General features: G+C 69.0%; 11 protein-coding genes. 6 read left to right on the forward strand and 5 right to left on the reverse strand.

All coding sequences use genetic code 11. From position 1 onward, the window contains the following. Positions 1-104 precede the first annotated feature (104 nt). Positions 105-482 (forward strand): response regulator transcription factor, encoded by a 378-nt coding sequence (locus NMI01S_RS11355; protein WP_167669893.1) that lies wholly within the window; start codon positions 105-107, stop codon positions 480-482. 36 nt (positions 483-518) lie between these two features. Here NMI01S_RS11355 and NMI01S_RS11360 read toward each other — a convergent pair whose 3' ends face one another. After that, positions 519-1097: a DinB family protein gene (locus tag NMI01S_RS11360; RefSeq protein WP_062996345.1), complete on the reverse strand. Its 579-nt coding sequence runs from the start codon at positions 1095-1097 to the stop codon at positions 519-521. Positions 1098-1774: 677 nt separating this feature from the next. Between NMI01S_RS11360 and NMI01S_RS11365 the strand changes: the two genes are divergently transcribed. Beyond that, positions 1775-2749 carry a coiled-coil domain-containing protein gene (locus tag NMI01S_RS11365; protein WP_062996347.1) on the forward strand — a complete coding sequence of 325 codons (975 nt, stop codon included), beginning with the start codon at positions 1775-1777 and terminating at the stop codon, positions 2747-2749. A 153-nt stretch (positions 2750-2902) separates the two neighbouring features. Beyond that, positions 2903-3715 (forward strand): SAM-dependent methyltransferase, encoded by an 813-nt coding sequence (locus tag NMI01S_RS11370; protein WP_218020977.1) that lies wholly within the window; start codon positions 2903-2905, stop codon positions 3713-3715. A gap of 25 nt (positions 3716-3740) precedes the next feature. Here NMI01S_RS11370 and NMI01S_RS11375 read toward each other — a convergent pair whose 3' ends face one another. Continuing rightward, positions 3741-6914 carry a carboxyl transferase domain-containing protein gene (locus NMI01S_RS11375; protein ID WP_062996349.1) on the reverse strand — a complete coding sequence of 1058 codons (3174 nt, stop codon included), beginning with the start codon at positions 6912-6914 and terminating at the stop codon, positions 3741-3743. Positions 6915-6962: 48 nt separating this feature from the next. On the opposite strand from NMI01S_RS11375, the gene NMI01S_RS11380 reads away from it, so the two are divergent. Next, positions 6963-7592 carry a TetR/AcrR family transcriptional regulator gene (locus NMI01S_RS11380; protein WP_167669894.1) on the forward strand — a complete coding sequence of 210 codons (630 nt, stop codon included), beginning with the start codon at positions 6963-6965 and terminating at the stop codon, positions 7590-7592. 74 nt (positions 7593-7666) lie between these two features. After that, positions 7667-8425: a MerR family transcriptional regulator gene (locus NMI01S_RS11385; protein WP_062996459.1), complete on the forward strand. Its 759-nt coding sequence runs from the start codon at positions 7667-7669 to the stop codon at positions 8423-8425. On the opposite strand, the gene NMI01S_RS11390 is transcribed toward NMI01S_RS11385, so the two are convergent. The 3 genes from NMI01S_RS11390 to NMI01S_RS11400 all read right to left on the reverse strand — a co-directional run bounded on the left by NMI01S_RS11390 (position 8398) and on the right by NMI01S_RS11400 (position 11644). Further along, entirely contained in the window at positions 8398-9369 is a 972-nt protein-coding gene (locus NMI01S_RS11390) for an EamA family transporter (RefSeq protein WP_084512860.1), read from the reverse strand. The genes NMI01S_RS11385 and NMI01S_RS11390 overlap by 28 nt on opposite strands. A 121-nt stretch (positions 9370-9490) precedes the next feature. Continuing rightward, positions 9491-10159, reverse strand: coding sequence for an NAD(P)H-binding protein (locus NMI01S_RS11395; RefSeq protein WP_062996356.1), 669 nt, complete (start codon positions 10157-10159; stop codon positions 9491-9493). Positions 10160-10330: 171 nt separating this feature from the next. Further along, positions 10331-11644: a cytochrome P450 gene (locus tag NMI01S_RS11400; protein WP_062996358.1), complete on the reverse strand. Its 1314-nt coding sequence runs from the start codon at positions 11642-11644 to the stop codon at positions 10331-10333. Positions 11645-11793: 149 nt separating this feature from the next. Here NMI01S_RS11400 and NMI01S_RS11405 point away from each other — a divergent pair, with 149 nt between their 5' ends. After that, positions 11794-12453 carry an HdeD family acid-resistance protein gene (locus NMI01S_RS11405; RefSeq protein ID WP_084512861.1) on the forward strand — a complete coding sequence of 220 codons (660 nt, stop codon included), beginning with the start codon at positions 11794-11796 and terminating at the stop codon, positions 12451-12453.

Below are 12453 nucleotides of genomic sequence, written 5' to 3' on the forward strand. Positions count from 1 at the left end.
GGGCCATGGTATTTTTGAGTCATCGACCTTGCTGTGCCCGCGAAAAAATCGGCACGGTCCGTCGGATGAATCCATGAAGCGTTCGAGCGTGGGGGATGTCGAGGATGGATGACGTTTCATCGGGGCTCGCCACAGCGGGGGCGGACATCACAGGGGCCGGGTCCGCGGTGACCGCGATCGGACAACGGACTCCGGTGGCAGCCGACCATTGGAACGACCGGATCGACCGTGTACAGAACCTGTCCGAGCGGGAGCTCGATGTGTTCCTGATGCTGGGCGCGGGAAATTCCAACCGCACCATGGCGAAACAACTCGACATCGCCGAGCGCACCGTCAAAGCACATATCACCCATATCCTGGCGAAGCTCGGTGTGGAATCCCGACTTCAGGCCGGTCTCGTCTCGTATGCGTTCCAGCTGACCTCGGACGTTCGAGGCAGCCGGGACCAGTCCAGCCCGCTCCTGCACACCAAATCCGCCTGAGCCCCGATCCGCCGGAGCCCGAACACGTTTCGAGGTTCAACTCGAGGTTCGGCCGTCCAGCGACTCGCGCAGGATATCCGCGTGCCCGGCGTGCTGCGCGGTCTCGGCGATCAGATGCATGAGGGCCCGCCGCACGCTGCGCACCCCGCCCGCCTCGTGCCACGGTGCCTCCGGAAGTGGATGAGTGGCCGCGAGGTCCGGTACACCGGCGATGATCTCCTCCGTGCGTGCTGCGATCTGCTCGTAGCGGGTCAGGATGCCGGCAAGTGTTTCGCCGGGCAGCATCACGAAGGTGTTGCGGTGGTCGATCGCCCATTGCGGATACTCCCGCGCGGTGCCGGCGGCGAAATCCGCCCAGGTGACGCCCTCGGGCAGCTCGTAGTTCATCGCGGAGGGGCCCTCCACGACGAACCGCAGCCAGTTGTCCTCCATGGCCGCCACATGTTTGACCAGCCCGCCCAACGACAGTGCGCTGACGGTGGGATGCGCGCCGGCCTGCTCGTCGGTCAACCCGTCGACGGTGGTGCGCAAGGCGGCGCGCGCGGCGGCGAGCTGGGCGAGCAGATCGGCCCGTTCGCCGTCGAGTGCGGTCGCCGGGGTGTTCTCGATGGTCATTGAGAGTCCTTTCGGTTGTTGTCGACTCGGCACCGACAATCGCAGGGAACTAGGTCGGATCCTGTCCGCTTGTCGCCAGCGGGAGAAATCACGGCGTGGGCCGCCACCGCTCGGATGCGGGCCGGCGGCGACGGCTACCGCTATGGGTCACACCTCATCGTGGTCGCCTGCCTCGCCGCTGACGAGATGAGACGCGCGATCCGGTGATCCGGCCAGTCGTCGGCACCTGCCTGCCGTTGCGCCCGAAACTGCGAGCGCGGCCCTGAGGCGATTGGTACGCGCGTACCGCCGAGCACAGTTTTTCGGTAGTTGCGTTGGAATTACGTTTAGTTGTTTGCGACCAAACGTAAACGTAATCGCTGGAGCGGATTGGACGGAGAAGTGCGGGTCTGACCTCCGATAAGGTTCACTTATCGGAGGTCAGGACGATATGGAATCGGTTGCCGCTTCCCGTCTTTCGTTTCGTGTCATTCCGTTGGATACTACGAAACAAACGCTACGATTCCCCTGTGTCGAGCATCTGTAACTACCCGGGTTGTACGCGCACCATCACTCGAGGCGGAACACCGGGACGGCCCTCGGAATATTGCGACCACCCCGACCACACCCGATGGCGGGCATGGCGGGAACGACAGCGTCGTCAGCAGGAGGGAGAGGAGCCCGAGACGAACGTCACTGTGACGCAACCGGGTCCGGTGACCGCCGCCCGGTTGCGCGCCGACGAGATGCTCACTCAATTCCGGACCCTGGCCGATCAGCTGAGTAATACGTTGTCGGTAGCCGTGGCCGAATTGTCGACTCTGGCCGACCCCTCGGTGGCGGAGGCGCAGGTCCAGGCCGTGCAGGCCGATGCCGCGCGGCGCATCGCCGAAGCCGAGGTAGCGACGGTGGCGGCGGAGAAGGCGCGGCGCGAAGCCGAGGAAGCCCGCGCCGCAGCGGAATCCGCGGCCGAGGACGCCGCCGCGGCCGCCGAGTCCGCCGAAGCGCGTATCGCGGAGGCACTCACCGCCCGCGACGACGCACTGCGAGAAGTGCAGCGGGTCAGCAAACAGGCGGCCGACGACGTCTTCGCCGCACGCACCGAGGCCGACGCCGAAATCCGCGCGATTCGCGCACAGTGTGCCGACGACATCGAGCAGGTGCGGCGGCAGGCCGCCGAACAGACCGACCTGGCGCGCACCACGTTCACCGCCGAGCTCGAACAGGTGCGTCGCGACAGCGCCCAGCGCATCACCGCCGCCGGCGCCGAACGCGACCTGGCCGTCCAGCGCGCCGCCGATGCCGAACGCGCCATCGAGCGCGCCGAATCGGCTGTCGCCGAACGCAACCGGACCCTGGACGAGGTCAGAGCGGAATTGGTCCGCGCCCGAGGCGACATCGACCGGATGCGCGCGGAGGCGACCGCCGCACAACAGCGGGCCGCCGACGATATCGCCGCTGTACGCGCCGAGGCCGCCGCGGCCGCCGAACGCATCGCCCAGCAGACCGCAGCCCGGCTGGCGGCCGTCGAGGACGCGCGCCGCCAGACCCTGGCCCGAGCCGAACGCGCCGAGGCGCAACTCGATGCCGAACTGTCGCGGCGCACCGGCACGCGGACCGCCGATGCGAGCGAATCCGGCACCGACGCACCAGAAATGGCCGATCCCCGCTGATGTGGTGAACATTCGCGCAATCAACCGGCGACAGGTCTCGAAAACCACGCCGAGACCGAGTCGATCGTCGGCTTCGGCAGGGGCCGACCGCTATGCTCGACAACTGAATCAGCCACGGCCGCGACGGGCGTCGTGGGAATCGAGAGGTGACAAGTGAACGACGACGCCATGCGAGCGCGGCAAGCAAGGCCGAGCGTGGCACGGGTATACGACTACATCCTCGGCGGGCGCGACAACTACGGCGTCGACCAGAACCTCGCCGATTACTTCATCGACTTCCTGCCCGGTTCCGAGCAGGTGGCGATCACCGCCCGGGCGGCCACGCTCCGCGCCGTACGTAGCATGTGCGCCAACGGAATTCGCCAATTCATCGATCTGGGATGCGGACTGCCCACCGCCGAGAACGTGCACGACGTGGTGCGCCGCCAGCATCCCGACGCGCCGATCGTCTACGTCGACAACGATCCGTTCGTGGTCGCCCACGGCCGCGCGCTGCTGTCGGTCGACGATCGGATCGCGGTGCTGGGTCGCGACCTGTGCCAGGTCTCGGATATCGCCGACCATGCCGATGTGAAGCGGCTGATCAACTTCGACGAACCGGTGGGCCTGCTGTTCGGCGTCGTGCTGGCCTTCGTGGAGGACAACGAGAATCCGGTCGGTGTGGTCGACGACTGGGCCGCCCGTGTTCCACCCGGCAGTCAGGTCTACATCTCGCATTTCCGTTCCGGGCACAACCGCGAGACCAACACCACCGAACGGAAGGTGCTCGACGCCTTCGGGCGCGGACGCTGGCGCAACGACGACGAGATCGAGGCACTGTTCGGCGATTTGGAACTGATCGATCCGGGCCTGCAGCCGTGCGCGCGCTGGTGGCCCGAGTCGGCGGCCGACGACTCCGGCAGTGGCCGCGAACTCAGCGTGTGGGAGCAGCTGATCGTCGCGGGGCTGGCCCGCAAATCCGCCTGAGCCGCACCGGGATCGGCGCCCGCGCTCAGCGCAGGGTGCCGATCCAGCGGCGCGTGTGCGCCGGATCGATCACATCGTCGAGTTCGAGCACCGTGGCGGCGGTGAGCGCCTTTCCGCTCTCGTAGGCCGCGCGCACCAGGTTGTCGAACGCTGCGCTGCGCTGCACCGGATCCTCGATCGCCGCCAGTTCCTTCGCGAAGCCCAGACGCACCGCTCCCTCGAGACCCATCCCGCCGATTTCGCCCGTGGGCCAGGCGACGACGAACCGCGGGGCGCGGAACGAACCGGCCGCCATCGCCTGTGCACCCAATCCGTATCCCTTGCGAAGGATGACGGTGCCCCACGGCACCGACATGGCGGCCGCGTCGATGAACAGGCGACTGAACTTCGTGACCGTGGCATGCGTCTCGGCCTCCGGACCGACCATGAAACCCGGTGTGTCACACAGCGATACGATGGGAAGACCATGTGCGTCGCACAGCCGCAGGAAGGCGCCGAGTTTGTCGGCGGCGGGGGCGTCGATCGCCCCGCCGAGGTGATGGCAGTCGTTGGCGATGAGCCCGAAGGGTCTGCCCTGCACGCGGATCAAGGCGGTGACCACGCCCACACCCCAGTCGCGGCGCACCTCCAGTACCGAACCGGTGTCGGCGATCGCGGCCACGGCCGCGCGGATGTCGTAGGCCCGCAGCCGGTCCTCGGGCACCACATGGCGGGCCAGGCGCGGGTCCGGCTCCTCCCACGTGTCCACGGTTCCTTGGAAATAGCCGAGATAGTCGCGGGCGATCGCCACCGCCTCGGCCTCGTCGGCCGCGACGATGTGCACGACACCGTTGCGGCGCTGCACCCGCACGGGGCCGATCTCCTCCGGCGCGTGGACACCCAGTCCACCGCCTTCGATCATCGCGGGCCCGCCCATGCCGATATTGGCGTCGGGGGTGGCGATGACGACGTCGCACATGCCGAGCAGCGCCGCGTTACCGGCGAAGCAGCGTCCGGACACGATGCCGATCAGCGGGACCGTGCCCGACAGCGCGGCCATCGCGCGGAAGGTCGTCACGTCCAGGCCCGAGATGCCCGAATGATCGGTGTCGCCGGGCCTGCCGCCGCCGCCCTCGGTGAAGAACACCACCGGAAGTCGTTGTTCGCGTGCCAGTTCCAGCATCCGGTCGGTCTTGGCGTGATTGCGCATGCCCTGGGTGCCGGCCAGCACCGTGTAGTCGTAGGACATCACCACCGCCCGCGCGTGGTCGTGACCGAATCGTGCGGCGTTGACGGTCGCGACCCCGGCCACGAGCCCGTCGGCCGGCGTATTCGCGATGAGATCCTCGATGCTGCGCCGCGACCGCTGTGCCGCCACCGCCAACGCCCCGTATTCGACGAAACTGTCGTCGTCGACCAGATCCGCGATGTTCTCGCGGGCGGTGCGCCGCCCCAGCCGGTGCCGTTTGGCGACCGCCTCCGGGCGTGCCTCGTCGAGTCCGGCACGGTGGCGGGCCCGCACCTGTGCCAGATCGTCGCGTTCGGCGTCGAGATCCACGGCCGTGAGGCCGGTGTCCTCGCCGTCGTGATCCGCGTCGTCCCACACCAGCAGTGCCGCATGCGGATCCACCACCGTCGCGGGCTCGGCCAGCACCCGCACCACCCGCAAGGGCTGTCCGGCGCGGACCACGTGATGCATCTTCATCGCCTCGACGACGGCGACCTCGGCACCCGCGGCCACCACCGTGCCCGGTTCGACGACACTGATCACCGTGCCACCCAGCGGTGAGCGCAGCACCTGCTCGTCGCCGTCGTACCGGTCCGCCGCCGCCGGCGCGGCGTCGGCCGACGTCGTCGGCGGGGGAGCCGAATCCTCGGCCCGGGCGGCCAATTCGGCGCTGTGGCGTTCGAACCACAGCGTGTCGACCGTGGTGTCGCCGGGCAAGGCGGCGAGGACGGCACGCTGCAGGGCGACGGTGGTGTCGACGCCGTCGATGGTGGTTTCGGCCAGGGCGTCGGCGGCGCGCCGCAACGCCGCCGGACAGGTCGGTCCGCGCGCGATGATCTTGGCCAGCAGGGAATCGAAACCGGCGCCTTGGCGCATACCGCTGTAGGCGGCGGTGTCGACGCGCACCCCGGATCCGGTCGGCGGGGTGAATCGGGTGAGCACGCCGGTGCTGGGCAGGACATCGCCTGTCGCGCTGAGGATTTCGGCATTGACACGCACCTGCACCGCATATCCGCGGGTGGTGGAGGGCAGGTCGAGATCGTCGAGGGTGCGGCCCTGCGCGAGATCGAACTGTACGGCCACCAGATCCAGGCCCGTCACCTCCTCGGTGACGGTGTGCTCGACCTGCAACCGCGGATTGACCTCCAGGAACCAGGCGGTGTCGCCGCGCACCAGGAATTCGACGGTGATCACGCCCCGGCAGCCGACCGTTTCGGCCAGTCGTACCGCCTCGGCGTGCAGGCGCTCGCGCATATGGGGCGCGAGGGTGGGCGCGGGCGCGATCTCGATCAGTTTCTGGCGGCGCCGCTGCACGCTGCAATCGCGATCGCCGACTGCGACCGCGCGCGAGCCGTCGGCGACGATCTGCACCTCGATGTGGCGGGCGTGTTCGACCAGCGCCTCGGCGTAGACGGTGTCGTCACCGAAACCCGCGCGGGCCTCGGCCCGGCAGTGCGCATAGGCCTGCGCCAATTCCTCGCGACGGCGCACCACACGCATGCCGCGACCGCCGCCACCGGCGGTCGCCTTGATCATCACGCCCTCGGGGTGGGCGGTGAGCAGCGCGTCGATCTGCTCGGGCCCGGCGGCGCCGGAGGTGGCGGCCGGCACGGCGACGCCGGCCTGTTCCGCGGCGCGCCGCGCGGCGAGCTTGTCACCGAAAATCCGCAGCACCTCCGGAGCCGGCCCGACGAACACCAGACCCGCCCCCGCGCACGCGACCGCGAAATCGGCGCTCTCACTGAGGAATCCGTATCCCGGATGTACCAGCGCGCCCGGTCCCGCAGTGCCGGCGGCCGCGACGACGGCGTCGATGTCGAGGTAGGCCGCGGCTCCCGCGCCGGGGAGCCGGACCGCCTCGTCGGCCAGCCGTACCGGCATCGCGTCCGGTTCGTCCGCCGTCGACAACGCCCGGGTGCCGTAACCGCGCTCTCGCGCCGTACGCAACACACGGACCGCCACTTCACCCCGGTTCGCCACCACCACCTGCATGCCGCCAGTCTGATTGACATTGACGTCAACGTCAATATGCTGGACGGTATGACGTCGGCGTGGAGTGTGCGCGCGGCCCGGGAACGCTCGGAGACCGACCGGCATCGCGGCCTGCTCGATGCCGCGGCCGACGTCTTCATCGAACGCGGCTACGCGGCGACCACGGTGGCCGCGATCACCGCCCGAGCCGGCGTCTCCCGCGCGACGCTGTATGTGTACTTCGCCTCCAAGGACGAGATCTTCCACGCCCTCGCCACGCGGGTGCGCGACGAATTCCTCGCCGCCCAGGAACCCGATCTGACCGATTCCGACCCGCGAGAGATGTTGCGCGCCACCATCGAATCGTTCGCCGAAGCGGTGCTGCACGCCGGGCCGCTGCTGCGATTGATCGAGGAACGCGGCACCGTGGACCCCCGGATCGGCGAGCTGGCCGCCGAAATCTCCGAACGCCCCATCCGCCGCTTCACGCGCTACCTGGACCGCGAACACCGCGCCGGAACCATCACCCCGGCGGCACCGGTCCGAGTCGTCGCCGAAACCGTCGGTTACGCACTGACCCGCGGCATACTCGACCGCCGGGCCGATCCGCCGCCCGCGCGCGCCCGGTATCTCGAACAGATGCGGCGAATCGCCGAAACCCTGCTCGGACTGCGCCCGGGCGCCGAGAATTCGGCTTGACCTTCACGTTACGGCAACTTCTACCGTCGAAGACGAGGCCGGAGCGACCGGCCTCAGGACAGATGGGAAGCACCATGAGCTGGTCGATCGCGGAGGTGGCGAAGATGTCGGGAGTCACCGCCCGCACCTTGCGTCACTACGACGACATCGGCCTGCTCACTCCAGCCCACGTGGGCAGCAACGGCTATCGCTACTACGACGACCACAGCCTGCTGCGACTGCAGCAGATCCTCGTGTTGCGGGAGCTGGGCCTCGGTCTGGCCGAGATCGCCGAGGCGGTCGACTCCGAACCGGACACGCTGGCAGCGCTCAAACGCCAGTACGCCCGGCTGCTCGCCGAACGCGACCGGCTGGGACGGATGGCCGAGACCGTGGCGCGCACCATCGCCGAACTCGAAGGGAACAAGGAGATGTCAGTGCAGATCAACCGCCCGGAAAATCTGTTCGCGGGCTTCGATCACACGCAGTACGACGACGAGGCCCGCGAGCGCTGGCCCGAACAATTCGAGCAGTCCCGGCAGGCGACCGCCGATATGACCGCCGAGGATGTCGAGCGCATGCAGCGCGAACTGACTGCCACGATGATCCGGATGGCCGAATTCATGGCCGCCGGCACACCGGTCGAGGATGCGGCGGTGCAGGCCGAGATCCACACTCAGTACGAGGGTATCCGCCGTTTCTGGACCCCGAATCGCAGCGCCTACATCTGCCTCGGCCAGATGTACGTCGACGACGAGCGGTTCAAGGCGAACTACGACCGGATCGCCGCCGGCCTGGCCGAATACCAGCGCGACGCCATGGCCGTCTACGCCGAGCAGCGGCTCACCGACTGATCGGCGCCGGCGGTGGCCGCCTCGCCGCGGCGCACGACGAGCACGCCGGTGAGGACCAGCACCCCGCCGAGAAGCTGCACGGGGTGCGGGGTCTCACCGAGCAGTGCCCACGCGAAGATCAGGGCCGCCACCACTTCGAGCAGGCCCGTGAACGCCGCGGCGCGGGAGCCGAGCAGGCGGGTGGCGGCAATGCCGGCGACGTAGGCGAGGGCGGCGGTCACGGTGCCGAGAATCGTGATCGGCAGCCACCACGGCACCGTGACACCCTGGTACTCAACGGGATTCGTGGTCACGTCCAGTGGAAGAACGCCTGTTCCGCCCGCGGCGAGCAGCCCGAGCCCACCCACCAGCAGTCCGCCGGCGGCCAGTACGGTTCCCGGCAGTGTGCCGTCACCGCGCGCGGAGAGCAGGAAATAGGCGACCCCGCAGGCCATGGCGAGAAGGGCCCACGCGATGCCGACCCGATCACCTGCGGCACCCGAACGCAGATCGATGACCAGCAACAGCCCCGCCACGCCGAGGAACGCACCAACCATCGTCGGCACCGCCGGCCGTTGGTGGTGACGCAGCCACAGCCAGCCGACCACCGCGATCGGAGAGGTGTACTGGATCAGCAACGCCTGCCCCACCGCCAGATGCGCGACGGCGGTGAAATAGGCCAGCTGCACCCCGGCGATCGCCACCAGGCCGTACCCGGCGAGCAGAAATGCGTTGACGCGCAACAATTTCCAGTTCCCACGCAGCTGGGCGGCCGCGATCGGCGCGAGTGCCGCGGCGGCGACGAGGACCCGCACGATCACCACCGCCGCGGAACTCCACCCGGCGGTCATCAGGCCGCGAGCCACGGGCCCGGACAGTGCGAACGACACCGCCGACACCACCGCACAACTCGTGCCCGACCCCAGCCACCGCCCGGTGCCGACGCCGGGCGTCATCCTCGACATGCCCGAGAACGCTAGGCCCGGCGACGTCGGGCTGTCACATGATTTTGTCGTCGCGACGGAACTGCCCCGGCGCACGGGATCGTGGACGACAGCTGGGCCCCGCCCGGCGAGGCAGCCCCGGTCAGCCGCGCGGAGTGGTCGCCGCGACCAGCTCGGCCACCGCGTCGGCGACCGGGGTGCTGCCGCCGGTGAGCTCCACGATGACCCGGTCGAGGGCCGGTTCGTGCAGGGCCGCGTCGATGAAGGCGGCGACATCGTCGCGGGCGACCGAACCGTATTCGATGGCCAGGCCGGCGGTGACGGTGCCCGAACCCGGATCGTCGAGCAGTGTGCCCGGGCGCACGATGAGCCAGTCGAGCGCGGTGTGGGTCAGATGGACGTCGGCGGACTTCTTGACCCGCATGTAGTGCTCGAACCCCTCCGAGGGTTCGCGGTCGCGGCCGGCATCGGGGAATACCGAAACCAGCACGAAGCGCGAAACACCCGCCTGCGCCGCGGCGGCGGCCGCCTTCTGCAAACCGGCGCCGTCGATAGCCGTGGTCTTGTCGAGGCCGGTGCCGTGTGCGCCCGCGGAGAACACCACGGCGTCGTGCCCGGCGATCTTGGCCGCCAGATCCTCGACGCTGTCGTGGATCAGGTCGCCGGCCACCGGCGTCGCCCCGGTCGCGGCGACGGTCTCGGCTTGTTCGGGATTGCGATGCATACCGGTGACCTGGTCACCGCGGTCCGTCAGCCGTTGCGCGAGGCGGCGGCCCACGCCGCCCGCCGCGCCGATCTGGAACACCTTCACGAGTGATCACCTCTCTGTCGGCGAGTGCGGTCCACTGCCGATTGTGGACTCCACGCCCACACGCACCGCGCCCGGGTGCGCCGTATCGGCCGCGACGAGGACAGCGGCACTGCCCGGCGCACCGGCCGCCGCGCGGCTGGGTACGGGTCGTGCGAACGGGGTTCTGCCGGATCAGAACGTGCCCGGATGTGGTCGCAGCAGCACCGGCGCCCCGTGGGCGGGCACGTTGGTGATGTTGCGGATGCGCCCGCGTTCGCGGGTACGCACCGGAGCCAGGGCGAATCGGCTCAGCACCTCCGACAGCACCGCCGTGCCCTCCATCAGTGAGAATCCGGCGCCGATACAGCGGCGCACACCGCCACCGAACGGCAGCCAGGTATTGGCGGCCACACCGCCGTCGAGAAAGCGTTCGGGACGGAAACTTTCGGGTTCGGGATGATTGCCGGGATTCGCGTGCGCCAGCACGATCGAGGTCTGCACGACGGTGCCGCGGGGCAGGGTGTATCCGCCGATCGTCGTCTCGCGCGTCAGCCGGCGCAGGGTGCCGCCGATGACGGGGTGGCGGCGCATCGCCTCCTTCAGCACCGCTTCCAGATATTTGTCGTCGCCTTCGGCGGCGGCGCGCCGCGCCCGCTGCTGCGCTTCGGGATGGGCGGCCAATTCGAACATCGCCCATGACAGCGCGGACGCGGTGGTCTCGTGCCCTGCCAGCAGCAGGGTCACCAGCTGATCGCGGAGTTCGGCATCCGAGAGCGGCTCGTCGCCGGCCTCCGCGCCCACCGCGAGCAACCGGGCCAGCACATCGGCGCGGTCGCCGGGATCGGGCTCGCCGCGCCGGCGCGCGATCTCCTCGTAGAGCAGCGCGTCGATCGCGTCCTTGTTGTCGGCGAACCGCTTCCACGGGCCGAAACGCTGCAGCCGATGCCATTTCCAGCCCAAAAAGATCAGTGGGCCCACATCGACCAGATAGCGCAGCCGCGGCGCGAGCTCGGCACGCCCGCGCTGCTCGCTGATACCGAACACCACCTGCATGATCACATCGAGTGTCAGCTCGTTCATTCGTGGCAATGTCACGAGGGTGGTGTCCGGCTGCCACTGGTCGATGTGATGTTTGGCGATGGCCTCGACCAGGTCGCGATAGCCGCGCAGCGCCGAGCCGGTGAACGCCGGCATCAGCAACCGGCGGGCGCGGGCGTGTTCGTCCTCGTCGGTGAGCAACAGCGAATGCTGTCCCATCACCGGCTCCAGCACCCGATTGCCCTCGCCGGCATGCAGATCCGCCGGTGCGCCGGCGAAGATTTCGCGAATGTGCTCCGGCCGCGAGAACACCACCAGATTCTCGGCATACGGTGCGATCATGCGCATCGTGTAGACGTCGCCGTAGCGGCGCGACGCCACCCCGGCGAACCAGCCCCGCCATTTCGCGTGCAGCAGCGTCTGCGCCACTCGCGGCAGCCGGGGACCCGGCGGAAACACAGTGCTCATGAGGCAACCTCCCGGCGGGTCGCAGCGGTGCGAGATCCGATATCCACCTACGGTAGCCCGGTAGCCGTAACCGAACCACACACGTTCTACGAGCGGGTGTGCGGCTGTCCGATAGCTGATCTGCCGGGCCGAACCGGTGAAATTGCGCAGTGCGCACCGTCCGGGGCCATATCATCGGGGCCATGCCCACCCTCCGAGCAGCCGGACGCAGAGATGTCTTCGCTGGTGATGCCTGGCACCTGGCGTGCGCGATCGGTTGTGCGTCGGTCGTTGTCGGGGTGGTTCTGCTCGTTTGGCCCGATAAGTCCGTTCAGGTAGCGGAGCTATTGCTCGGCACGACGCTGCTGTTGACCGCCGCCTGGCAATTCACGGTCGCGTTCCGAGCGCGTATCCGCGGCGGGCTCAAGGCGCTGGAATTCGTGAGCGGGGCCTTGTCGGTACTGCTGGCGCTGTGGTGCATGCGCAGCGGCGACTGGGTGGCGTTGCTGGCCATGTGGGTCGGGATGGGATGGATGATCCGCGGCATCGTGCAGGCGATCGTCGCGGCCTGGTCGGAAGACCTGCCGAAGCCGGGCCGGCGCGAAGGCTACGGCGTGGCGACGCTGCTGGCCGGGCTGATCGTACTGGTGTGGCCGATCGACACCGTCGCGGCGCTGTCGGTACTGGTCGGTGTCTGCCTGATCCTGCTCGGCGCGATGGAGATTCGCATGGCCGTGCGCGTCCGCCGTCCGGAACGCGGCGGCGATCAGGTGGGGGTGCGCGGCCTGCTCGGTCCGCGCGCGCACGCCCCGGTCCGGTCCGCGGATTAG

Source organism: Nocardia mikamii NBRC 108933, from assembly GCF_001613505.1.
Lineage (GTDB): Bacteria > Actinomycetota > Actinomycetes > Mycobacteriales > Mycobacteriaceae > Nocardia > Nocardia mikamii.